The 23,916-nt window shown below is 64.9% G+C and carries 22 protein-coding genes; 4 read left to right on the plus strand and 18 right to left on the minus strand.

Going from position 1 to position 23,916, the window contains the following annotated elements:
• Positions 1-3: 3 nt before the first annotated feature.
• The 14 genes from ureC to ACQR1B_RS25995 all read right to left on the minus strand — a co-directional run bounded on the left by ureC (position 4) and on the right by ACQR1B_RS25995 (position 14,019).
• The gene (ureC, locus tag ACQR1B_RS25930) at positions 4-1,713 is read right to left on the minus strand and encodes an urease subunit alpha (RefSeq protein ID WP_434834792.1); all 1,710 of its coding nucleotides are present in this window, start codon (positions 1,711-1,713) and stop codon (positions 4-6) included.
• Between the two features lie 26 nt (positions 1,714-1,739).
• Positions 1,740-2,435 carry an urease subunit gamma gene (locus tag ACQR1B_RS25935; RefSeq protein WP_434834791.1) on the minus strand — a complete coding sequence of 232 codons (696 nt, stop codon included), beginning with the start codon at positions 2,433-2,435 and terminating at the stop codon, positions 1,740-1,742.
• 12 nt (positions 2,436-2,447) lie between these two features.
• Positions 2,448-3,119, minus strand: a complete 672-nt coding sequence (locus tag ACQR1B_RS25940; protein ID WP_434834790.1) for an urease accessory protein UreF — start codon at positions 3,117-3,119, stop codon at positions 2,448-2,450.
• A 2-nt stretch (positions 3,120-3,121) separates the two neighbouring features.
• Positions 3,122-3,652 carry an urease accessory protein UreE gene (ureE, locus tag ACQR1B_RS25945; RefSeq protein WP_434834789.1) on the minus strand — a complete coding sequence of 177 codons (531 nt, stop codon included), beginning with the start codon at positions 3,650-3,652 and terminating at the stop codon, positions 3,122-3,124.
• A gap of 60 nt (positions 3,653-3,712) precedes the next feature.
• Positions 3,713-4,726 carry an alpha/beta fold hydrolase gene (locus ACQR1B_RS25950; protein ID WP_434834788.1) on the minus strand — a complete coding sequence of 338 codons (1,014 nt, stop codon included), beginning with the start codon at positions 4,724-4,726 and terminating at the stop codon, positions 3,713-3,715.
• 135 nt (positions 4,727-4,861) lie between these two features.
• Positions 4,862-5,899, minus strand: coding sequence for an aliphatic amidase (locus ACQR1B_RS25955; RefSeq protein ID WP_434834787.1), 1,038 nt, complete (start codon positions 5,897-5,899; stop codon positions 4,862-4,864).
• A gap of 93 nt (positions 5,900-5,992) precedes the next feature.
• Positions 5,993-6,688 carry an urea ABC transporter ATP-binding subunit UrtE gene (gene urtE, locus ACQR1B_RS25960; protein WP_434834786.1) on the minus strand — a complete coding sequence of 232 codons (696 nt, stop codon included), beginning with the start codon at positions 6,686-6,688 and terminating at the stop codon, positions 5,993-5,995.
• A complete protein-coding gene (urtD, locus tag ACQR1B_RS25965) occupies positions 6,688-7,431 on the minus strand; it encodes an urea ABC transporter ATP-binding protein UrtD (RefSeq protein ID WP_434834785.1) in 744 nt (247 codons plus the stop codon). Before urtD ends, urtE begins: the two co-directional genes overlap by 1 nt.
• Before the next feature lie 3 nt (positions 7,432-7,434).
• Positions 7,435-8,526 (minus strand): urea ABC transporter permease subunit UrtC, encoded by a 1,092-nt coding sequence (gene urtC / locus ACQR1B_RS25970; RefSeq protein ID WP_434834929.1) that lies wholly within the window; start codon positions 8,524-8,526, stop codon positions 7,435-7,437.
• A 58-nt stretch (positions 8,527-8,584) separates the two neighbouring features.
• On the minus strand, positions 8,585-9,478 hold the full coding sequence (gene urtB / locus ACQR1B_RS25975) for an urea ABC transporter permease subunit UrtB (protein ID WP_434834784.1): 894 nt from the start codon (positions 9,476-9,478) through the stop codon (positions 8,585-8,587).
• A gap of 64 nt (positions 9,479-9,542) precedes the next feature.
• A complete protein-coding gene (locus ACQR1B_RS25980) occupies positions 9,543-10,799 on the minus strand; it encodes a transporter substrate-binding protein (protein WP_434834783.1) in 1,257 nt (418 codons plus the stop codon).
• 251 nt (positions 10,800-11,050) lie between these two features.
• Complete coding sequence (locus ACQR1B_RS25985; RefSeq protein WP_434834928.1) at positions 11,051-11,659, minus strand: ANTAR domain-containing response regulator; 609 nt, start codon at positions 11,657-11,659, stop codon at positions 11,051-11,053.
• Between the two features lie 37 nt (positions 11,660-11,696).
• On the minus strand, positions 11,697-12,863 hold the full coding sequence (locus tag ACQR1B_RS25990; RefSeq protein WP_434834782.1) for a transporter substrate-binding domain-containing protein: 1,167 nt from the start codon (positions 12,861-12,863) through the stop codon (positions 11,697-11,699).
• A gap of 172 nt (positions 12,864-13,035) precedes the next feature.
• Complete coding sequence (locus ACQR1B_RS25995) at positions 13,036-14,019, minus strand: GlxA family transcriptional regulator (RefSeq protein WP_434834781.1); 984 nt, start codon at positions 14,017-14,019, stop codon at positions 13,036-13,038.
• Between the two features lie 56 nt (positions 14,020-14,075).
• Here ACQR1B_RS25995 and ACQR1B_RS26000 point away from each other — a divergent pair, with 56 nt between their 5' ends.
• Genes ACQR1B_RS26000 through ACQR1B_RS26015 form a run of 4 tightly spaced genes read left to right on the plus strand, consistent with a single transcriptional unit; the run spans position 14,076 to position 19,171 of the window.
• Positions 14,076-15,326 (plus strand): sarcosine oxidase subunit beta family protein, encoded by a 1,251-nt coding sequence (locus ACQR1B_RS26000; RefSeq protein ID WP_434834780.1) that lies wholly within the window; start codon positions 14,076-14,078, stop codon positions 15,324-15,326.
• Between the two features lie 8 nt (positions 15,327-15,334).
• The gene (locus ACQR1B_RS26005) at positions 15,335-15,598 is read left to right on the plus strand and encodes a sarcosine oxidase subunit delta (protein WP_434834779.1); all 264 of its coding nucleotides are present in this window, start codon (positions 15,335-15,337) and stop codon (positions 15,596-15,598) included.
• Positions 15,595-18,573, plus strand: a complete 2,979-nt coding sequence (locus ACQR1B_RS26010; protein WP_434834778.1) for a sarcosine oxidase subunit alpha family protein — start codon at positions 15,595-15,597, stop codon at positions 18,571-18,573. Before ACQR1B_RS26005 ends, ACQR1B_RS26010 begins: the two co-directional genes overlap by 4 nt.
• Positions 18,566-19,171 carry a sarcosine oxidase subunit gamma gene (locus ACQR1B_RS26015; protein ID WP_434834777.1) on the plus strand — a complete coding sequence of 202 codons (606 nt, stop codon included), beginning with the start codon at positions 18,566-18,568 and terminating at the stop codon, positions 19,169-19,171. Before ACQR1B_RS26010 ends, ACQR1B_RS26015 begins: the two co-directional genes overlap by 8 nt.
• Before the next feature lie 254 nt (positions 19,172-19,425).
• On the opposite strand, the gene glnT is transcribed toward ACQR1B_RS26015, so the two are convergent.
• The 4 genes from glnT to ACQR1B_RS26035 all read right to left on the minus strand — a co-directional run bounded on the left by glnT (position 19,426) and on the right by ACQR1B_RS26035 (position 23,713).
• Positions 19,426-20,724 carry a type III glutamate--ammonia ligase gene (gene glnT, locus ACQR1B_RS26020; protein WP_434834776.1) on the minus strand — a complete coding sequence of 433 codons (1,299 nt, stop codon included), beginning with the start codon at positions 20,722-20,724 and terminating at the stop codon, positions 19,426-19,428.
• A gap of 76 nt (positions 20,725-20,800) precedes the next feature.
• Positions 20,801-22,126, minus strand: coding sequence for an FMN-binding glutamate synthase family protein (locus ACQR1B_RS26025; RefSeq protein WP_434834775.1), 1,326 nt, complete (start codon positions 22,124-22,126; stop codon positions 20,801-20,803).
• 10 nt (positions 22,127-22,136) lie between these two features.
• A complete protein-coding gene (locus ACQR1B_RS26030) occupies positions 22,137-22,820 on the minus strand; it encodes a protein glxC (RefSeq protein WP_434834774.1) in 684 nt (227 codons plus the stop codon).
• Positions 22,820-23,713, minus strand: a complete 894-nt coding sequence (locus ACQR1B_RS26035) for a class II glutamine amidotransferase (protein WP_434834773.1) — start codon at positions 23,711-23,713, stop codon at positions 22,820-22,822. Before ACQR1B_RS26035 ends, ACQR1B_RS26030 begins: the two co-directional genes overlap by 1 nt.
• Between the last annotated feature and the right edge of the window lie 203 nt (positions 23,714-23,916).

The following is a 23,916-nucleotide window of genomic DNA, read 5'->3' on the forward strand; positions in this document are numbered from 1 at the left end:
TTCTCACCTCAGCATGTAGCGGCGGGCCAGCGGCAGCTCGCGCGCAGGCTCGCAGGTCGCGAGCACACCATCGACGAACACGTCGAAGGTCTCCGGGTCGACCGCAATCTTCGGACAGGCGTCGTTCCACAGCATGTCGCGCTTGCTCAATCCGCGCGTACCTCTGACGGGCAGCAGCTGCTTCGACAGGCCGAGTTCACCGGCAAGCCCGCGCTCGATCGCGAGCGGATGGACGAAGCAGGCCGACAGCGCCGCGGGCGCGCGGCCGAAGGCGCCCCATTGCGGCCGCAGCAGCATCGGCTCGCAAGTCATCAGCGAGGCCGCGCTGTCGCCCATCGCGCCCCAGGCGATGAAGCCGCTCTTGATCACGAGCTCCGGCTTGATGCCGAAGAATGCCGGGCGCCAAACGACGATGTCGGCGATCTTGCCGTTCTCGAGCGAACCGATGTGATCGGCGATACCGAACGTCTTGGCGGCATTGATCGTGTATTTGGCGATGTAGCGGCGGATGCGGGCATTGTCGCCGAAGCCGGGCTTTTCTTCCGGCAGCGCGCCGCGCTGATCCTTCATCTTCGAGGCGAGCTGCCAGGTCCGACAGATCACCTCGTGAATGCGGCCCATGCCCTGACTGTCGGAGCCCAGCATCGAGATCGCACCGATGTCGTGCAGCACGTCCTCCGCTGCGATCGTCTGCGCGCGGATGCGGCTCTCGGCGAAGGCCACGTCCTCCGGAATCGCCGGGTTGAGATGATGGCACACCATCGTCATGTCGAGATGTTCGTCGAAGGTGTTGACCGTATAGGGATTGGTCGGATTGGTCGACGAAGGCAGGCAGTGCATCTCGCCGGCGACGCGGATGATGTCCGGCGCATGGCCGCCGCCCGCGCCTTCGGTGTGATACATGTGAATGGTGCGGCCGCCGATCGCCTCCAGCGTATTCTCGACGAAGCCGGACTCGTTCAGCGTATCGGTGTGGATCTGGACCTGGAAATCCCGGGCGTCGGCGACCCTGAGGCAGGTGTCGATCGCGGCCGGCATCGTGCCCCAATCCTCGTGCAGCTTGAGCCCCATAACGCCCGTCTGCAACTGCTCAATCAGCGGTGCCTCGCGGTGCGAATTGCCGCGGCCAAGGAAGCCAAAATTCATCGGCCAGGCTTCCGCCGCCTGCAGCATCTTGCCGGTGTTGAACGGACCGCCGGAATCGATCCCCACCGTGATGGGCCCGAGCGAGCCGCCGATCATCGTGGTGATACCGCTCGCGAGTGCATGTTCGACCAGGCCTGCGCTGTCGAAATGCACGTGGACGTCGATCGCGCCGGGCGTTGCGATCAGTCCCTCGCAGTCGCGCACCGTCGTGCCGGTCGAGACGATCAGGCGCGGATCGACGCCGTCCATGGTCGCGGGATTGCCGGCCTTGCCGATGCCGACGATGCGCCCCTGGCGGATGCCGAGATCACCCTTGACGATGCCAACGACGGGATCGATCACGGTGACGTTGCAGAGCAGGAAGTCCAGCGCCCCCTCGGCGCTGGTGATGCCGGCCATGCCGATGCCGTCACGCAATGTCTTGCCGCCGCCATGCAGGCATTCGTCGCCATAGACCGCATGGTCCTTCTCGACCACCGCGTACAGCGATGTGTCGCCGAGCCGGACAGCATCGCCCGTGGTCGGGCCGTAGAGTGCTGCGTAGTCACGCCGGTCGATCGTTGCCACGTGATATCCCTCTTTGGAAGCCCGGCTCAGGCGCCGCGGAAGCCGCGAGCCTTGGCGCGCGCGAGCGCTGCGTTGCGCACGGCAGGATCAGCAGCCGCGCCATCGGTGAGATTGTTGAGGCCCGAGAGATGCTGACGGCCACCGAACTCCACCAGCGTGACCTGCTTGGAGGCACCCGGCTCGAAGCGCACGGCCGTGCCCGCGGGAATGTCGAGCCGCATGCTGAAGGCCGCGGCGCGGTCGAATTCGAGCGCCTTGTTGACCTCGAAGAAATGAAAATGCGAGCCGATCTGGATCGGCCGGTCGCCGGTGTTCACAGCGGTCAGCGTCACGCTGCGGCGGCCGGCGTTGAGCGCAAGCTGGCCCGCCTGCGCCTTGACCTCGCCAGGCCGCTCCGGATCAGCGGCCGCACCCGGTGCGACCCGGATCGGCTCGTGCACGGTCACCAGCTTGGTGCCGTCGGGGAAGACGCATTCGACCTGGATGATATCCATCATGGCGGCGATCCCCGGCAGCACGTCGTCGGTGGTCAGGATGGTCGAGCCATGGCTGATGAGGTCGGCGACGCTGCGGCCGTCGCGCGCACCCTCGAGAATTTCATCGGTGATGATGGCCACCGCCTCCGGATAGTTCAGTCTGAGCCCGCGGGCACGGCGGCGGCGCGACAGCTCCGCGGCGTTGAAGATGGTGAGGCGCTCGAGTTCGGTGGGCGTCAGCAGCATGCGATGGCACTCTCAATTGGCGAACAGCCGCAGTTCGGCATGGACATGCCGCGCGGCTGCGACGTCGAGAAAGGGAATGAAGCTCTCGAGCCCGGCATCATCGTCGACGGGATGAGCGACCAGCTCCTCGATGAGCGGCAGCAACGCCTGAAGGACGCCCTGCCCTTGCAGCGCGCCGACGGCGCCAAGCCGCACGGCCGCGGTGACAAGCCCGGAGGCGACCGTGTAGGCCGAGCACAATTCGGCATGACGTGCTTCCAGCTGCAGCGCTGCCCACACGGCGCCCTGCATCACGGCAATATGTCCCGAGCATTCGCCCGCTTTCAGCCGCTCGCGCAACTTGATGGCCAGAGGCTGACCGAGCCGCGCATGTGCAGCCAGGAACGATGCACCGTTGCGACGCGAGCCCGCGCGCAGTGTTTCGATCAAGGTCGACGCCTCGACCTCCCGATCGATCGCCGTCAGGGCGATCACATCGGGCTCGGCACGGAACGAGCGTCGCAAGGCCACACGATCGTAGCTGGCCCAGCGCTGCCGAAGCACCGCCGCGCAAAGTTGCTCGAAGTCCCGCAAACCCATGTCGGGGCGCAGCGCAAGCGCTCCCTCGATGCCATATGAAAAGGCGAAGGCGCCGCTCGGAAACGCGGCATCCGCCTGCCAGATCGCGCGGAGCAGCGGGAGCATGGTCAGTGATCGCCGTGAACATGGGGATGGTTGTGGCCGGTGGACGGCGCCGGCCCGGTTTGCGCCAGGGCATCCGCAGCGTCCTCGTCGAGCACGGTGACCGCGACCCGACGGGCCGCAATCAGGTTCTCGATCCGCGCCGTGTAATCCTCGGGCCGCCCCTCCAGCGCCACCAGCAATACCTCGCCGCCGAACCGGACCCGCCAATGCAGGTTGCCGACCTGGTAGCCGAGTTCGACCGCATCCGAGATCGAGCGTGGCTCCAGCCGCAACCAGCGCTCGGTCGCGGCGCGCACGACGATTGCGCGGTCGTCCTGCAGCAGCAGTACCGCGCCGTCGAACAGCCTCTCGTTGCGCGGAAGCGCGATGGCGAGTTCTTCGCCGCTGTGGGTCGCAATCAACAGGCGCCGCCGTGCGAGATCAGCGGCTGGGACGGCGACGACGTCGACCGCGCCCCGATGCTCGAGCCGGTGCAAGCGCTCGGCCAAATCGACATCCAGGCGACTGCCCAGGACGTGCTCTATTCGCAACATCCAATCGGTCCTCTCTCTATTGATGGCGGTCCCAAGCGAGGGCCGCCGCCGGCACGCGGATCACGAGGCAAGCAGCGCCTTCAGCTTGGCATCGATGAATTCGACGTCCTCTGGATTCGTGCCCGGGCCGCCGGCGAAATGCCCCCAGATCGACGGCACCGGAATGAAGTCGGCGTTCGCCATGTGCGCGACCTCGAACTGGCTGTCCTCCGGGGGAAAATACAGGTCGGTCTGGCCGGGCATCACGTATGCCTTGGCTTTGATCGCCCCCAGGGCCGCCTCGAAGTCGCCTTTGTAGATCTCGTTGTCGCTGATGTCGCCGTTCTGCCAGGTCCATAGCATCGTCAGCAGATTGTTGGGGTCCTTCGGCAAGAAGAAGCCTTCCCAGAACGCCACCAGGAAGTCCTCGAGCGAGGAGTAACCAAGCGCTTCGAGATCGAGCTTCTCGCGATAGAACGCCTGCGAGAAACCCCAGCCGGCATAGACGCGCGCCGCGGCCCTCAGGCCCCGTGCCGGCTTGTCGGTGTACCAGCCTTCCTTCCAGGCGGCATCCGCCGTGAGGGCCGCCTTCACGCCTTCCAGAAACACGAAATTGTGCCGCGAGCATTTGGCCGAGCCGCAAAACGGCGCGATCAGATCCATCATGTCGGGATAGAGCGCACCCCAATGGAAGGTCTGCAAGGCGCCCATCGACCAGCCCGTCACGAGACGGATGTGCGCAATGCCGAACTTTTCCGTCACCAGCCGATGCTGGACGCGGACGTTGTCATACGCCGTGACCTGGGGAAATCGCGGTCCGTTGTACGGCTCCGGCATATTGCTGGGCGACGATGACAGCCCATTCCCCAGCATGTTCGGGATGATGACGAAGTATTTGGCAGGGTCGAGCGCGCGTCCCTCGCCGATCAGCCATTCATTGTCGTAGTGCTGGCCGGAGTACCAGGTCGGGTAGACGACCACATTGTCCTTCGCCGCATTAAGCGTGCCGAACGTCTTGTAGGCCAGCTTGCAGCCGCGCAACGTTGCTCCACGCTGGAGCCTGACGTCGCCGAGGTCAAATATCTCGTAATCCATCCTACGGTCTTCCTCTGTCGTTCCCCCGTGAAGATGATCCACACTCCCCCTGAGGCGAAGCGGCGCGATGCTCGTCTGATCTTGTGGCTGCAGGACCGCCCGCAACCTCGCGGGCGGCATGGGCAGGCTAGGGCATCAGCGATGCGCGACCTTCTTGCTGGGAATCCCCTCGATCGGACACTCCTCAGTGCCGACCGTTGAGCGGGTGAACGACTCCACCATCTCCCGTGTCCCCTCGGGATCGGCGATCCACTTGGCATAGAAGTCGTATGGACAGGCCGCGACGCCGCGGTCACCATCGCCGGAGTTGATCATGCCGGTGTAGCCACGGTGCAGCAGCTTGAAGAGATGATTCTGCGACTGACCGTTCTTGCGCGCGTCGCGGATCAGCGATTTCGACAACTGCGCATATTGAACGCCGTAATCCTCCTCGCCGCACTCACCGAGCGTACGGCCGTCGAATCCGATGATCGCGGAGTGACCGAAGTAGGAGTAGACGCCGTCGAAGCCCGACGCGTTGGCAACCGCGACATAGACGTTGTTGGCCCAGGCCATCGCCTTGGCCATAACCACCTGCTGGTCCTTGGCCGGATACATGTAGCCCTGGCAGCGCACGATCAGCTCGGCGCCCTTCATGGCGCAGTCGCGCCAGATCTCGGGATAGTTGCCATCGTCGCAGATGATCAGCGAGATCTTGAGCCCCTTGGGTCCATCAGAGACGTAGGTGCAGTTGCCGGGATACCAGCCCTCGATCGGCACCCAAGGCATGATCTTGCGATACTTCTGCACGATCTCGCCCTTGTCATTCATCAGGATCAGCGTGTTGTAGGGCGCCTTCTTCGGATGCTCCTCATGACGCTCGCCCGTCAGCGAGAACACACCCCACACCTTGGCCTTGCGGCAGGCCTCCGCGAAGATCTCGGTCTCGTCGCCCGGAACCATCGAGGCGGTCTCGTACATCTCCTTGGAGTCGTACATGATGCCGTGGGTCGAGTATTCCGGGAAGATCACGAGATCCATGCCCGGCAGACCCGTCTTCATGCCGACGATCATGTCGGCAATCTTGCGGGCATTGTCGAGCACCTCCGCCTTGGTGTGAAGACGCGGCATTTTGTAGTTCACGACGGCGACGCCGATCGTATCGTTGCTCGAAGTGATATCACCGTGCAGCATTTCGCTCTCCTTGCTACCAACCCGTCAAAAGCCTGCAGTTCGAGATAGGGTGCGCCGGCTTGCGCACCCTCCTTTCTCCACGACGCGCTCCGGTCACACCGCCATGTGCCGGTGAACCATTGCGTCGGTGAGTTCCGAAATGTCGCCGGCAGCGACGATGCGCCCCTTCTCCATCATGGCGAAGCGATGCGCCGCATTGCGGGCGAACGAGACGTTCTGCTCGACGAGAATCACCGTCAGCCCGATCTCGCGGTTGAGCCGGATGATGACCTGCTCGATCTCCTCGACGATCGACGGCTGGATGCCCTCATTGGGCTCGTCGAGCAGAATGATCCTGGGATTTGCAGCGAGCGCGCGCGCGATCGCGAGCTGCTGCTGTTGGCCGCCGGACAACACGCCGCCATTGCGGTCGAGATTGTTCATCAGGTACGGGAAGAGTTCGGCCACCAGCGGCGGGATCTCGCGCTTGCCATCGGCGCGCGCGAACGAGCCCATCAGGATGTTCTCGCGGATGGTGAAATCGGGAATGATCTCGCGGCCCTGCGGCACGTAGGCGATGCCGGCGCGCGCCCGCCTGAACGTCGGCTCTGCGCCGATCTCCTGGTCGCCCAGCCGGATCTGACCTTGCATCTTGTCCGTCAGCCCCATCAGGGTCTTGAGCAAGGTCGTCTTGCCAGTGCCGTTGCGGCCGAGCACCGCGGTGACGCGGCCGTCTGGCACGTCGAGCGAGACGTCGTGAAGAATGTGGCTTCGGTCATAGAAGCTGTCGACATGCGCGAGCGTCAGCATCAGGCGATCCCCTTCGAGCCGAGATAGGCCGCGCGCACCTTGGGGTCGTTCTCGATCTCGGCTACGCTGCCCTCGGCCAGCACCTGCCCGAGGTGCAGCACCGTGATCCGCTCGGCGATCTCGCGCACGAAGGCCATGTCGTGCTCGACCACGATGATGGTATGTCGTCCTTTCAGGTTGTTGACGATCAGCGATGTCTTGTGCGTCTCGGCCTGCGTCATGCCGGCGGTCGGCTCGTCGAGCAGGATGATCTTGGGGTCTTGCGTGATCAGCAGGCCGAGCTCCAGCCATTGGGTCTGGCCATGGCTGAGATAGGCGGCGACCTGGTTTGCCTCTTCGGCGAGTCCGATAAGCTCCAAGACCTCATCGATCTTGCCCTTGGCCGAAAAGCCGAAGCCGAGATTGGCGAACACGCCCGGGTTCCTGCAGCTCGCCACCTCGAGGTTGCGGCGGACGGAGAGTTCCTTGAACACGCTCGGGATCTGGAATTTGCGGCCGATGCCGGCTCGCGCGATCTTGTGCTCCTCCCAATTGGTGATGTCGGTGTCGTGCACGAACACACGGCCGCTGGTCGACCTGGTCTTGCCGGAGATCAGGTCCATCAGGGTCGTCTTGCCGGCGCCGTTGGCGCCGAGCAGCACGCGCAGTTCGCCGTCCTCGACGATCATGGAAACACCGTTGACCGCCTTGAAGCCTTCGAAATCGACACCGAGCCCGTCGATGGTGAGCGCTGCCTGGGCCATGGGCTACTCCGCGGGCTGCGAGGACGGATCGTTGACGCGCAACGCCGGGGCCGGCGCCGCAGGCTTCCGCACGATGAGGCGGTCGATCAGATCGTGGGCGAACCCTGCAATGCCGCGTGGCAAATAGAGAACGACCAGCACGAAAACGAGGCCGATCACCGCCTTCCACGCCTCCGCAAATCCTTCAGTCTCGCTGACCGTCGCCGTGATCATGTTGATCAGGATCGCGCCGATACAGGCACCCAGGATCGAGGCACGGCCGCCGACCGCAGCCCACACCACCATGGTGATTGAGAAGCTAAGATCCATGAAGGTGGGAGAGGCGAACTCGGACACGATGACGTAGAGCATGCCGGCGAAGCCCGCGATCAGGGCCGATACCGCGAAGAAGAAGGTCTGGTAGGCCGGCACGTCGAAACCGAGATAGCGCGCACGGTTCTGGTCGTCACGGATGGCCTGCAGGATGACACCGGCCCTGGTCTCGACCAGCAGCCGCGCCAGCACCAGAACGATGCTGAGCGAGATCGCGATCAGATAATAGGTCGGAACGACATAGGGATCGAACTCGAAGCCGCCGAGCTTGAACCAGCCGAGATCGGTGAGACCATTGAACCCGTTGGTGACCGGCTGGGCGTCGATCATCACGAGCCGGACCAGCAGCACCAGCGCCAGGGTGATGATGGAGACGAATACGCCGGCGATCCGCTTGCGAAACACCAGGGAGCCGAGCAGGAAAGCGATGACGACCGGCAGAACGAGTCCCATCGCAAAGCCGAACCATTGGCTCTGAAACGGCAGCCAGAGAAAGGACGCCTTGGTGATGCAGCATAACTCGGTCTTCGCGCCCGGTTCGGCGTTCCACAGCATGAAGTCCGGCACCGGCTTGTCCGAGCCCTGCTGCAGGCTTGTCGGGCTCGCGAGCTTGAGCGACATCGCCAGCACGTAGGCTCCGGCGCCGAAAAACAGGCCTTGGCCCAGGTTGAGTATCCCGGCATAGCCCCACGACAGCGCGACCGCGATGCCGAGCATGCCGAACACGAGATACTTGGCCAGACGATTGAGCCAGAACGGGTCCATGATCAGCGGCACGAGCATGATCAGGACGACGAAGACGGCATAGATCGCCCAGTCGATACGGCGCTTCGACACCATGTCAGCGTCCCTTGAGGGCGAACAGGCCCTTCGGCTTGAGCACGATGATTGCGATCACGACGCCGAATACGACGGCGCGGGCGAGGATGTCGTTGGTTGCGGCCGCGACGAGCCCGTTGATCTCGCCGAGAATGCCGGCCGACAGAACCGAGCCGAGCAGACTGCCGACGCCGCCCATCACGACGACCAGAAAGCCGTCGACCACCATTGAGGTCCCCATATCGGGAAACACGGTCTTGAAGCCGGACATCATCACGCCGGCGATCCCGGCCAGTCCCGACCCAAACGCGAACGTCAGCGCGTTAACGCGGGTGACGTCGACGCCGCAGGCGGCAGCCATCTTGGGATTGCGGATGATCGCGCGGACCTGGGTGCCGGCCACGGTGCGATAGATCACGAACCAAGTGGCAATGGCGAGGAGCGCGGTTACCAGGATGATGAAGGCCCGATAGCGGTTGATGTCGGAGCCGGCGAAACGGAACGTGCCCTGGAGGATGTCCGGCACGCTGACGTTCTGCAGGCCAGGTCCAAGGCCCTGGATGTGGATGCCGAGGAACGACAGCCCGAATTCGAGCCGTACGGCCTGCTGGATCAGGATGGCGATGCCCCAGGTCGCGAGCAGCGTGTCGAGCAGCCGGCCATAGAGCTTTCGGACTACGACGCGTTCGATCAGCAGGCCGAGCAGTGCCGTCACGATGAAAGCGAGCGGGATTGCGACGAAGATGTTGGCACCAAACCAAAGGCCGGACAGCACCGTCACATAGGCGCCGACCATCACCATCTCGCCGTGGGCCATATTGATGACGCCCATCGCACCATAGGTGATGGCCAGGCCGAGCGCGACCAGTAGCAGGATCGATCCCAGGCTGAGACCGATGAACAGAACCTCGAGCATGACAGATGCCTCCCGCCATCCACCGAGCGAGGGAGGCGCGCGGTGGATGAGGTTTCCTCGGACGTCAGGTTTTCAGCTTGGCCGCGTCGAGTCCCTTCCCTGTGCAGAAGAGATTCGTCGGCGTTTCGCCGTAGGCGACGTAAGGAAGCGGCATCACCGGCTCCTTGTAGGCGTCGATGATCTTGCCTTGGCCGTCCGGGAGCCACTGCGCGATGCGCGGCGTGAGATAGGTATGCAGGTTCTCGGCCTCGATCTTGACGTGACCGTTAGGCGCATCGAACTCCTGGCCCTTGACCGCTTCGCGGATCGCGGTCGGCGAGATTTCGGCCACCTTCTCCACCGCCTGCTTCCACAGGAACACCTGGAAGTAGGACGATTCGAGCGCGTGATGGGTCACGGCCTTCGGATCCTTCACGAACTTGCGGTAGCGCTCGATGAACGCCTTGTTGCGGTCGGTGTCGATGGCCTGGAAATACGGGAAGGAGGTGAAGGAGCCCACCGCATATTCGGCGCCCATCGCCGCGATCTCGATCTCCGAGGTGACGGTCGCGCAGATCGGCAGCTTGTCGTGCGTGAGACCCTGGTTCTTGTACTCGCGGTAGAATGCGATCACGGAGTCGCCGACCACGTTCGAGAGCACGACGTCGCAGCCCGAGCTCTTGATCTTGTTGACCATCGAGCCCCATTCGGAATGGCCGAGCTCGAGATATTCGTCGGCGATCCACTCGCCGCCGTTCTTCTCGATCAGGATCTTGGAGACCTTGGCCATCTCGCGCGGATAAATGTAGTTCGATCCGACGATGAAGAACTTCTTCTTGCCGAGCGTCTTGATGATCCAGGGAATGAAATTCGACAACTGCTGATTCGGAACGGCGCCGGTGTAGACGACGTTCTTCGAGCACTCGAACCCTTCGTAGTAGGTCGGATAGAAATAGAGATTGTTGCGCTTCTCGAACACCGGCAGCACGGCCTTGCGGCTCGCCGACGTGTAGGAGCCGAACACGGTCGGCACGCGATCCTGAATGACGAGCTTCGAGGCCTTCTCGTTGTAGGTCTTCGGATCGGAGGCGCCGTCTTCCGCGACCGCCGTGATCTTCATGCCCTTGACGCCGCCGGCCGCGTTGATCTCGCTGATCGCCATCATGGTGGCATCGTGCAGCGATTTCTCCACGATCGAGAGTCCGCCCGTCAGCGAGAACAGCACGCCCACCTTGATCTCGCCGGCGGCCTTTGCACCGGTCGAGAACACCCATGGCGAGGTAATCAATGCGCCGCCCGCCAGAGCGCCGCTCTTCAAGAATCTACGTCGATCGACTGCCATACCGCACACTCTCCTTTGTCCAGGCACACGTCCCCGTTCGCGCCGAAGCACGTTGCTTACCGCCAGAATTCGCCTAGAGCGGATCGAGCTCCGACGACGCGCTGTGCGCCGCCGGCCAAACTCGGTCCGAAAAACAAAAAAGCCCGACGAACCCTTCACGGGTTCTTCGGGCTACCTAGCCATTGCCGAACCAGCATCATTGATGGTCCGGCGGCGTTGAGAAGGATCTTGATCCCTTCAACTAATGAAAGCTAATCACTCTTCGCCCGGTATTGCAAGAGCTCGTTTGCGTGAATGATTGCCGAGGCCATTTCGTCCATCGAGAGACGCTTGGACATGGCCTGCTTGCGGATGCTCTCATAAGCATCAGCCTCGCTCAAACCCTGGCCATCCATCAGGATGGCCTTGGCTTTCTGAATCCGCTGCAGGCCAGCGAGCTTGCGCTCCAGCTTGCGGACGCGCTTCTCGGACTCGCGCCTCTCCAACCACAGGCTGCGTGCGATCGTCAAATTCGTGAGCAATCCGAATGGACGAATTGGCCGCTCGATCACCGCGACCGCTCCAGCCTCAAGCACCAGTTGCAGGGTCGAGGGATCCTCGTAGGACACCACCGCGATCAGGGTCGGCCGATGGTTCGCATCCGACTTCAGCAGCCGCTGGATCTCCAGACGCATGTCGTGCTCGATCGCGAGCAGGACGACATCGGCACCGTCGGCCCAGCAATCCGGCACCGGCCACTGCATTTCGACCATGCAGCCGATGCGGCGAAGGTGCTCGACGAGCTTGGTGCGCTCGCTGTCCGGCGGGTGCACGACGTGCACCCGTAAGCCCCGGAGATCGCGAAGAATTTGGATGGCCACGTCCGGTTCTCCGTCCCGCCACGCTACCCCAAGACCATCAGGACCGGATGAGCTGCTGCTCGTCGACCGACCAGTCGTCGAGGCTTTGTACGACACAATAAGGATCTGGCTTCACGCGCACGCCCGGGTTCCAGACGATCTGGAAGCGGCCCTGCCGATCGACGCGCGCGATGCGCGGCCATAGATAAGTGTGGTTGTTCTCCGGATCGACACGTACTCTGCCCTGCGGCGCATCGAATTCGAAGTCGCGCATGTTGCCGAGCACCTGCTCAGGATCGTCGGAGCCGCATTTGGCGACCGCGCGCATCGCCAGATGGACCTGGAAATAGGCAGCTTCCGCGCAAGCGGTCACCGGCGCATCGTCGCCATACTGCGCTTTGAAGCTAGAGACGAAGCGCCGTGCCGCCTGCGACGCCAGCGTTTCGAAGAACGGCGCCGCCGTGATGTGGCCCTCCGCGGCTTCCGCACCCATCTCGGCAACCTCTGCTTCGCTCGTGCTCAGGCTCGCGATCGGCATCCGCGTCGGATCGAAGCCGGCCGCACGATACGCGCGATAGAACTCTGCCGTGCCGGCACCGACAACGGTCGAGAAGATCACGTCCGGCGACGTCTTCTTGATGCGAGCGATGACTTTGTCGAAATCTCTGGCCTGCACCTGTAACGGCACGTAGATTTCATCCAGCACCTTGCCCCTACCCTGGACCACGAAATCGGCCATCAGCCGGTTGGACTCGTAGGGAAAGACGTAGTTGGAGCCGACGAACAGAAAGCGGTTGCCATAGGTCGACAGCAGGAAACGTGCGAGCTGCAGCGAATTCTGGTTCGGCGCGGCGCCGGTATAGATGCAGTTGCGGGAATATTCGAAACCTTCATATAGAGTCGGGTAGAACAGCAGCCCCCTGTGTCCCTCGACCGAGGGCAGCACCGCCTTGCGCGTGCTCGACATGTAGCAGCCGAACAACAGACGGATGCGGTCGACCTGAAACAGACGCTCGGCGAAGGCGCGGAACTTCTTCGGGTCCGAAGCGGGGTCGTAGATGACGGGCTCGACTGGGCGGCCGAGGATACCGCCGGATGCGTTGATCTCCGAGATCGCGAGCAGCGTAGCGTTGAGTTGCGTCCGCTCGATGCCCGAGGTCACGCCGGTCTGCGAGAACAGCACACCGACGCGCCAGCTTTCAAGCTGCCTTTCTGATGAACCCATGTGACGACTGCACCACGTCCCGGTTGTCCGTCTCCCGACACCGCTGATCGGCATCGTAGACAGAACGCCTCCTGCATTCTGTGTAGGATGATTGTTCGCTTGGCGTCAACCGGACGACCACGTAGCTGCCGTTGCGCGGAAGGGGGCGTCCGGCACGCCAGCGGCAGCAGCATCAGCGCGCGGTGCGCTCCTCGCGCGGCGCGAGGCCGAACCGACGCCGATAGCAGCGCGCGAAATGCATCGGCGTGGCAAACCCCGTGGCGAGCGCGACCTCACCGATCGCAAGCGTGCTCTGGCGCAGCAGGCCGCGGGCGTGCTCGAGACGGATCTGCAGGTAACGGCGATGGATTGTCGTCCCAAGATATTGAGCAAACAGACGCTCGAGCTGACGCAGCGACAGATCGGCAAGCCGGGCGAGGTCCGATGGCGCGAGCGGGCGCTCGATCCGCTTCTCCATGCGCAGCATTGTGTCGACCAGCTTCGGATGATGAACGCCGAAGCGCTCCGCCGGCGACAGCCGCTGTGCAGCCTCACCGCGCCGAACCTCCGTCTGCAGAAACCAGTCGCTCACGGCCGAGGCCAGCCGCGTCCCGTAATCGATCCTGATCATCGCATGCATCATGTCGAGCGCGGCAATGCCACCGGCGCAGGTGAAACGGTCGCGGTCGATCTCGAACAGCGAGCGGCTGAGCGGCAGCGTCGGAAAGGTCTCGGTGAATGCCGGCATATGCTCCCAATGGATGGTGCAGCGATAGCCATCGAGCAGGCCCGCCTGCGCGAGAATGAACGGACCGGCCGAGACGCCGATCAGCCGGACGCCATGCCGCGCGGCGCTCCTCAAATAAGAGAGTGTTGGCAGATGCGAGAAAGTGGCCGGATTACCACCTGCGCAGACCACGATCGAGTCGACGCGTGCGGCACTGCCGATCGTGTCATCGGCCGGAATCCGGACGCCGTTGGAGGCTTGGATGTCGGTGCCGCGGATGGCGATGTGACGCCAGCGATAGAACGTTCGGCCACTGAGCGCGTTCGCCGCCCGCAGCGGCTCGGCGGCCGACGCATAGGACATCAGGGCAAAGCCGGGGATCAGCAGGAATCCGACCCGGTGGACCCTGGCCTCGTCGTTCTTGGACCCTTTTCCGTCGTATTTAGACATATCGGCAATGACATAGCAACGCATACTTCCCAGGACAATCCCGTGGTCGGATGCGCATGCGCTATTCGCTGTTTTCCCTCGCCCGCCAGGCCCTGCGCGGTCACCGTGACTGGCAGCCGGTCTGGCGCGATGCCGCCCCGAAAAGCAGCTACGACGTGATCATCGTCGGCGGCGGCGGGCATGGGCTCGCGACCGCCTATTATCTCGCCAAGCAACACGGCATCCGCAACGTTGCCGTGGTCGAAAAAGGCTGGATCGGCTCCGGCAATGCCGGCCGCAACACCACGATCATCCGCTCCAACTATCTGCTGCCCGGCAACGAGCCCTTCTACGAATGGTCGATGAAGCTGTGGGAAGGGCTCGAGCAGGATCTGAACTACAACGCGATGGTCAGCCAGCGCGGCGTCCTCAACCTCTATCACTCCGACGGCCAGCGCGACGCCTTCGCCCGGCGTGGCAACGCGATGCGGCTGGCCGGCGCCGACGCTGAGCTGCTCGATGCCGACGCCGTCAGGCGCATGCTGCCGCTGCTCGATTTCGACAATGCGCGGTTTCCGATCAAGGGCGGACTGCTGCAGCGGCGAGGCGGCACCGCGCGTCATGACGCCGTGGTCTGGGGCTACGCGCGCGGCGCCAGCGACCGCGGCGTGGACATCATCCAGAATTGCGAGGTCACTGGCCTCGTGCGCGACGGCGGCCACATCACCGGGGTCACGACGACACGCGGCACGATCAGCGCCGGCAAGGTCGGGCTCGCGGTCGCCGGCAGCAGCTCACGGGCGGCGCAAATGGCAGGGTTGCGGCTCCCGATCGAAAGTCACGTGCTGCAGGCCTTCGTCTCCGAGGCCATCAAGCCTCTGATCCCTGGCGTCATCACCTTCGGCGCCGGCCATTTCTACATCAGCCAGTCGGACAAGGGCGGGCTGGTGTTCGGTGGCGACATCGACGGCTACAATTCCTATGCGCAGCGCGGCAACCTGCCGACCGTCGAGGACGTGTGCGAGGGCGGCATGGCGCTGATGCCGGCGATCGGCCGCGTGCGCATGCTGCGCTCCTGGGCCGGGCTCGTCGACATGTCGATGGACGGCTCGCCGATCATCGATCGCACGCCGCTGCAGGGGCTCTATCTGAATGCCGGCTGGTGCTATGGCGGCTTCAAGGCCACGCCGGGCTCCGGCTGGTGCTTCGCCCACCTGCTGGCGCGCGACGAGCCGCATCCGGTGGCGAGAGCCTATCGCCTCGATCGCTTCGAGACCGGCCACCTGATCGATGAAAAAGGTCAGGGCGCGCAGCCGAACCTTCACTGAGGCCGACCATGCGAATCCCCTGCCCTTTCTGCGGCGAGCGTGACCTCGTGGAGTTCGCCTATCATGGCGACACCGAGTCGAGGCCAGATCCTGCAACTGCCGATGCGCCGCAGCGCTTCTTCGATGCGGTCTATCTGCGCGACAATCCGGCGGGCCGGCATCAGGAACTCTGGTATCACGCCCAGGGCTGCCGCAGCTGGCTGGTTGTGACGCGCGACACGAAGACCCACGAGGTGCTCGGCGCAACGCTAGCGAAGCGAGGCGCGGCATGACAGCCGCGCCCAACCGTCTCGCCTCCGGAGGCCTCATCGACCGCAGCAGGCCGATCCGCTTCCGCTTCGACGACGCCCCCTATGAAGGCCATGCCGGCGACACGCTGGCTTCGGCGCTGCTCGCCAATGACGTCCGCCTCGTCGGCCGCTCCTTCAAGTATCACCGTCCCCGCGGCATCCTGACCGCCGGCCCCGAGGAGCCGAACGCCCTGGTGCAGCTGCGTCCGGGTGCACGGCGCGAGCCGAACACGCGCGCGACGACAATCGAGCTTTATGACGGACTGCAGGCCTGGAGCCAGAACCGCTGGCCGTCGCTGCGCTGCGATGTCGGCGCAATCAACTCACTGCTGTCGCCGCTGTTCGTCGCCGGTTTCTACTACAAGACCTTCATGTGGCCGGCCTCGTTCTGGGAGAAGGTCTACGAGCCGGCGATCCGCCAAGCCGCAGGGCTGGGTCGTGCCAGCGGTCGAGCGGATCCCGACGCTTACGAAAAGGTCAACGCGTTCTGCGACGTGCTGATCATCGGCGGCGGTGCGGCGGGCCTCGCGGCGGCGATGGCAGCCGGCCGCAGCGGCGCGCGGGTCATCCTGTGCGACGAGGATTCGGCGCTCGGCGGGCGGCTGAATGGCGATCTCCGCGAGATCGATGATCGGCCTGGCGCCGAATGGGCGCAGCGCACTGCCGCCGAGCTCGAAACCATGCCGAACCTGCGCATCGTCGGGCGCACCAGCGTGTTCGGCGCCTATGACGGCGGCACCTATGGTGCACTGGAGCGCGTGTCCGATCATCTTCCCGAGCCGCAGCCGCATCAGCCGCGCCAGCGGCTCTGGAAGATCGTCGCCAGGCGCGCGGTTCTCGCCAGCGGCGCGATCGAGCGCCCCATCGTGTTCGGCGGCAACGACCGTCCCGGCGTGATGATGGCCGCCAGTGTGCGAACCTACATCAACAGGTTCGCGGCTGCGCCCGGCCGTCGGGCTGCGATCTACACCGGCTGCGACGACGCCTGGAGCACCGCCTTCGATCTCGCGCGCAACGGCATCACGGTGGCCGCCGTCATCGACCACCGCGAGACGATCGCGCCGCAGCTACGCGCCGAGGCGACGCGGCTCGACATCCCCGTCCATCTCGGTGCCGATGTGACCGACACGCGCGGGCCGCACGGCTTGCAGGCGATCACGATTCGGACCGCCAATGGCCGCTCGCGAAGGCTGCGCGTCGATCTCCTGGCGATGTCCGCCGGCTGGTCGCCCAGTCTCGGATTGACGACACATCTCGGGCACAAGCCGCGCTGGTCGGAGACGGCCGCCACGTTCCTCCCCGATGCACTGCCGCCGGGGATGAGCGTCGCGGGCGCGGTGTCGGGCGCGTTCGGCCTTGCCGAGGCGCTGCGGCAGGGCACCGCGCTCGGCGCTGCTGCAGCGGAAGCCACAGGCTTTTCGATCGCCCCCCCAGCGGCACCGCGCGCCGATGACGAGAAGGTCGAGCTCTCGCCGTTCTGGCACGTCGCGTCGTCCCGGTCGAAAGCCTTCGTCGATTTCCAGCACGACGTGACCAGCGCAGATGTCGCGCTCGCCGCGCGCGAAGGCTTCCGCTCGGTCGAGCTCTTGAAGCGCTACACGACCCTGGGCATGGCGACCGAGCAGGGCAAGCTCTCCAACATCAACGGCCATGCGATGATGGCCGAGCTGACCGGCCGCACCATGGCCGAGGTCGGCACCACCGTGTTCCGCGCACCCGTCGTCCCGGTTGCGGTCGGCGCCTTCGCCGGCCATCACCGCGGCCGCGACTTCCGGCCGACGCGCCGGACAGCGGGCCATGGCTGGGCCGAACAGAACGGTGCGAGCTTCGTCGAGGCCGGTGCCTGGCTGCGCGCGCAATGGTTCGCGCAAGCCGGCGAGTCCGATTGGCTGTCGATCGTCTCGCGCGAGGTACGCGATGTCCGCAGCAAGGTCGGCGTCTGCGACATCTCGACGCTCGGCAAGATCGACGTTCAGGGCAGCGACGCCGGTATCTTCCTCGATCGCGTCTACATCAACATGTTCTCCACCTTGCCGGTCGGCAAAGTGCGTTACGGGATCATGCTGCGCGAGGACGGCATCGTCATGGACGATGGCACCGCCGCCCGCTTCGCGCCCGATCACTACGTGGTCTCGACCACGACCGCCAATGCCGCCAAGGTCATGCAGCATCTCGAACATGCGCGGCAGGTGCTGTGGCCGGAGCTGGACGTGCAGCTCGTCTCGGTCACCGAGCAGTGGTCGCAATACTCCATCGCCGGCCCCGACGCGCGGCGACTACTGGAGCGCCTCCTCGGCGATACGGTCGACGTGTCCGATGCCGCGTTGCCCTATCTCGGCTGCGTCGCATTCACCTGGCGCGACGTGCCGGCGCGGCTGTTCCGCGTCTCATTTTCCGGCGAGCTCGCTTATGAGATCGCCGTACCGGCGCAATATGGCGACGCGGCGATCCGCGCGATCATGGAGGCCGGCGCCGAATTCGGGATCACGCCCTACGGCACCGAGGCGCTCGGCGTGATGCGCATCGAGAAGGGCCATGTCGCCGGCAACGAGATCAACGGCACCACCACGGCGGCCGATCTCGGCTTGGGACGCATGATGTCGCAGAAGAAGGACTATATTGGCCGCGTGCTCTCGCAGCGGCCGGGCCTCGTCGACCCGGACCGGCCGAGCCTGGTCGGCCTGCGCCCAGTCGATCCGATCGCGCGGCTGCGCGCCGGCGCCCACATGCTCGCGCTTCGCGCGGCGCCGACGACCGAAAACGACGAGGGCCATGTCACGTCGGTCGCCTTCTCACCGACGCTGGGGCACTGGATCGGCCTCGCCCTCGTCAAGCGCGGACCCGCGAGACTCGGCGAGCGTATGCGGGCCTACGATCCGGTCCGCGCCGGCGACACCGAGGTCGAGCTCGTCTCACCGGTTTTTCTCGATCAGCAGGGAGCACGGCCCCATGGCTGAAGGCTTGTCGTCACGCGCAACGCTTGCCGATCAGGCAACATCGACGCTGGGCAGCCGGGTGACCATCGCGGAGCGAGCCGAGCTTGGCCTCGCCACGCTACGCGCGCGCAAGGACCAGGACGCGGCGTTGCGTGAGATCGTCCAGCAGCAGCACGGCGTATCGCTACCGCAAACGCCGGCCGTCGCACGCGCAGATGCAATCGCCTTCGTCGGCCTCGGCCCACACCATTGGCTCGCTGTCGCCGACGGCCAGAGTCACCGCCTTGCGCCGTCCTTGACGTCGGCGTTCGGTTCGCTTGCCTCCATCGTCGACCAGAGCGGCGGCTATGTCGTCTTCAGCGTCGGCGGCTCGGCCATCCGCGACGTGCTCGCCAAGGGCGTCCCGATCGACCTGCATCCGCGCGCCTTCCCGCCCGGCACTGCCGCCACGACGGTCGTCTCACATATCGGTGCCATCATCTGGCGCAACGACGATCAGAACGCGCAGCCCTGCTTCGACATCGCCGTATTCCGCAGCCTGTCGCACAGCTTCTGGCGCTGGTTCTCCGATGCCGCAGCGGCGTTCGGCTGCAAGGTGAAGCAGCAGCAGGTACCGTAAGGTGGGCAAAGGCGCGTCCGCGCTGTCAGTTGTGATCCACGCTTTTTGACGCGCCGTGCCCGCCGTCCTGCCGACGCCGATAGCCGGTGGGCGCGCCCACCCCACGCATGTCATTGCGAGCGAGGCGGCGCAGCGAAGCAATCCAGAATCGATCCGCGGAGACGGTTTGGATTGCTGCCTCGCTTCGCTCCAAGCAATGGCGCGTGGGACGATTTGGGCTCGCACGCACACCGCCTGCGGGCGACCGCGGCAGCTCAGCAATCGAGCGTCGTTTCGCGCTCCCACTCCGTCAGATGACGCGAGTACGAATTCCATTCCTCGGTCTTGAGCTTGACGTAGCACGGGACGAAATCGCCGAGCTTCTCGATCAGGACCGGCGAGGCCTCCAGCGCGCGGATCGCGTCGAGCAGATTGAGCGGGAGCTTCTTGCCGGTCTTCACCGCGTGGCCATCGGTATACATGTTGATGTCGAGGCGCTGGCCAGGGTCACGCTGGTTGGTGATGCCATCGAGGCCGGCCGTGAGCAATCCGGCCTGCAACAGATAGGGATTGGCGGCGCCGTCGGCGAGGCGGACCTCGAAACGGCCGGCTTCGGGGATGCGGATGAGATGCGTCCGGTTGTTGCCGGAATAGGTGACGGAGTTCGGCGCCCAGGTCGCACCCGATGTCGTGCGCGCCGCGTTGATGCGCTTGTAGGAGTTGACGGTGGGGTTGAACAGCGCGGCCAACGCGTCGGCCGAATGCATGATGCCGCCGAGGAATTGATAGCCGAGCTTGGAGACGCCGAGTTCGCCGGCCTCGTCCTCGAACAGATTGCGGCTATCCTTCCACACCGAGACATGGGCGTGGCAGCCATTGCCGGTGAGATCGACGAACGGCTTTGGCATGAAAGTGGCGCGCAGCCCGTGCTTCTCGGCGATCGAGCGCACCATGTATTTGAAGAAGGCGTGGCGGTCGGCCGTCTTGAGCGCGGTATCGAACTCCCAGTTCATCTCGAACTGGCCGTTCGCATCCTCATGGTCGTTCTGATAGGGCTTCCAGCCCAGCGACAGCATGGCATCGCAGATCTCGGCGATCACCTCGTAGCGCCGCATCAGCGCCTGCTGGTCGTAGCAAGGCTTCGACTGCTTGTCCGCGGCATCGGACGGCGCGCTGCCGTCGGCGGTGATCAGGAAGAACTCGCACTCGACGCCGGACTTCAGCTCATAGCCCTGCGCCGCAGCGTCTGCGATCATGCGCTTGAGCAGGTTACGCGGGGCATGCGCCACCGGCTTGCCGTTCATCCAGGGATCGGCGGCGAGCCAGCCGACCTCCGGCTTCCATGGCAGCTGGATCAGGCTCGCCGGGTCCGGCATCGCGAACACGTCGGGATCGGCCGGTGTCATGTCGAGCCAGGTGGCGAAGCCGGCAAAGCCCGCACCAGTCTTGACCATGCCGTCGATCGCTGCCGCCGGCACCAGCTTGGCGCGCTGCACGCCGAACAGGTCGGTGTAGGAGATCAGGAAATACTTGATGCCCCGCTCGCAGGCGGTGGCATGGAGGCTACTCGACATGATGTCCCCTCTGAGTCCGCAAGACCCGGCATTGTCGTATCCGTCGACCTCATCAGCGGCGCGTCTCGCGGCCTGCCTATTTTTCCAGTCCCGGAATCCAGTTGGTGCCGGCGAGCGGAACGCCCGCCATCGCCGCGGCCTCGATCGTCAGCGCGACCAGATCCTCGGGCTCAAGATTGTGCAGATGACTCTTGCCGCAAGCCCGCGCGATGGTCTGCGCCTCCAGGGTCAGCACCGACAGATAGTTGGCGAGCCGGCGCCCGGCCTTGACCGGATCGAGCCGTGCCGCGAGCGCCGGGTCCTGGGTGGTGATCCCTGCGGGATCAAGGCCTTCCTGCCAGTCGTCATAAGCGCCGGCGGTCGTGCCGAGCTTCTGATACTCGGCCTCCCATTGCGGATCATTGTCGCCGAGCGCGATCAGCGCCGCGGTGCCGATCGAGACCGCGTCGGCGCCGAGCGCGAGCGCCTTAGCGACATCGGCGCCGGTGCGGATGCCGCCGGACACGATCAGCTGCAGCTTGCGATGCAGGCCGAGGTCCTGCAGCGCCTGCACCGCGGGCCGGGTCGCGGCGAGCGTCGGCAGGCCGACATGCTCGATGAAGACGTCCTGCGTCGCCGCGGTGCCGCCCTGCATGCCGTCGAGGACGATGACATCGGCGCCGGACTTGGCCGCAAGCGCCGTGTCATAATAGGGACGGCTGGCGCCGACCTTGACGTAGATCGGCTTCTCCCAGTCGGTGATTTCGCGCAGTTCCTCGATCTTGATTTCGAGATCGTCGGGGCCGGTCCAGTCCGGATGGCGGCAGGCCGAGCGCTGGTCGATGCCTTCCGGCAGCGTGCGCATCTTGGCGACGCGCGGCGAGATCTTCTGTCCCAGCAGCATGCCCCCGCCGCCGGGCTTGGCGCCCTGCCCGATCACGATCTCGATCGCATCGGCCTTGCGCAGATCGTCAGGATTCATGCCGTAGCGCGACGGCAGGTACTGATAGACCAGGATCGAGGAATGCCCGCGCTCCTCCGGCGTCATGCCGCCGTCGCCCGTCGTGGTGGACGTGCCGGCCGCCGAGGCGCCCCGGCCAAGCGCTTCCTTGGCGGGCCCCGACAGCGAGCCAAAACTCATGCCGGCGATGGTGACCGGAATCTTGAGTTTGATCGGCTTCTTCGCGAAGCGCGCGCCGAGCGTGACGTCGGTGCCGCACTTCTCGCGATAGCCTTCGAGCGGATAGCGCGAGATCGAGGCGCCGAGGAACAGCAGATCGTCGAAGTGCGGCAGCGCGCGCTTGGCGCCGCCGCCGCGGATGTCGTAAATGCCGGTGGCCGCCGCCCGCTCGATCTCGGCGATCACGTTCGGGTTGAAGGTCGCGGAGAAGCGCGGCGGGGTGCGATGCGGAGGCACGGACATCTTGATGGCCTCAATAGGCGTCGGCATTGTCGATGTGGAAATGATAAAGGCGCCGCGCCGAGCCGTAGAGCTTGAAGTCATCGGCGCTTGCATCGACGCCAGCGTGCTTCAACACGGCTGCGAGGATCGCACGATCCTCCTCAGCCATGGGCTTTTCGATGCAGTCGGCTCCCAGGCTCGCGACGCGGCCGCGCACGAACAAGCGCGCTTCGTAGATGGAGTCGCCAAGCGCATCGCCGGCATCGCCGAGCACGACGAGATTGCCCGCCTGCGCCATGAACGCGCTCATCGGCCCGATCGATCCCTTCACGACGATATCGATGCCCTTCATCGAGATGCCGCAGCGTGCCGAGGCGTTGCCCTCGATGACCAGCAGCCCGCCGCAGCCGGTCGCGCCTGCCGACTGGCTGGCGTCGCCTCTGACGCGAACCTCGCCCGACATCATGTTCTCTGCCACGCCGACACCGGCATTCCCGGAGATCACGACCGTGGCCTGCTTGTTCATGCCGGCGCAATAGTAGCCGACGTGCCCCTCGATATCGATGGTGACCGGTGCGTCGATCCCGCAGGCGACAGCGTGCTTGCCGGAAGGATTGCTGACGATCCAGTGGGTCTCGTTGGTCGTCGACGACAGCGCGTGGAGCGCGGCGTTGAGCTCGCGCAGCGGCGCCTTGGCGAGATCGAAGCTCGGCATCAGCCCCGCTCCCAGACATAGACGGTGGCGGGCTCCGGCTCGAAGATGCGCGCCTTGTTGACGCCCGGCAACACGGCGAGCGCGCGATACTCCGATCCGAATGCGACGTAGTCGTCGGTTTCGGCCATGACCGCCGGTTTGCAGGAGATCGGATCGCGCAGCACGGCGAAGCCGGTTTCGGTGCCGACCACGAACGTGTAGAAGCCGTCGAGATCGGAGAGGCTGTTCGTCAGCGCCTCCTTCAGCGAGGCGCCTTCACGGATTCGCCAGCTCAGATAGCCGGCCGCGACTTCCGTGTCGTTCTCGGTGGCGAAGCGCATGCCCTCCCGCTGCAGCATGCGGCGTACGCCGTTGTGGTTGGACAGCGAGCCATTGTGAACGAGACACTGGTCGAGCCCGGTCGAGAATGGATGCGCGCCGCGCGTCGTCACGGCCGACTCCGTCGCCATGCGGGTGTGGCCGATGCCGTGGCTGCCGGTCATGCGCGACAGGCCGAAGCGCTGCGTCACCTGCTCGGGACGGCCGACCTCCTTGTACAGCTCCATGCGCGCACCGGCGCCGACGAAGCTGATGTCGTCGCGGCTGTCGATGAAAGCGCGCGCCGCCTCCTCCTTGTGGAAACAGACCGACAGCACGGCGTGCGTATCGTGTAGGGCGAGCCCTGGCGTTTCGCCGATCGCCTTGCCGAGCTCGGCAACGGCGCTGCGGAGGATCTCCTCGTCGGCACCGCTGATGGTGAGCTTGACGCGCCCCTCTGTCCGATGACCGTAGACCGCAAAGCCCGCGCTGTCAGGGCCACGCTCGCTCATGACGACGAGCATCTCACTGAGCAGCACGCCGAGTTCCGGCTCCAACCGCGGAGCCTTCAGAAACAGCCCAACGATCCCACACATGCGCCGCTCCACATCACCGTGCGGCGGGCCGAGCCTCCCGCCGGGAGCCTCACCATAGCGCGGACCAAATTCTTTTCAAGAAACTTTTATTCACTATACGAAAGTCTCGTCCTGCCCTATCCATGTGATCGCGCGGCAGTCCTCGGCACGTAACCTTGCGCGTCCGTACTGGCCGCGATGGTTGCGGCGGCGTATAGAGGTCA

It is taken from the genome of Bradyrhizobium oligotrophicum (assembly GCF_051168495.1).
Lineage (GTDB): Bacteria > Pseudomonadota > Alphaproteobacteria > Rhizobiales > Xanthobacteraceae > Bradyrhizobium > Bradyrhizobium oligotrophicum_A.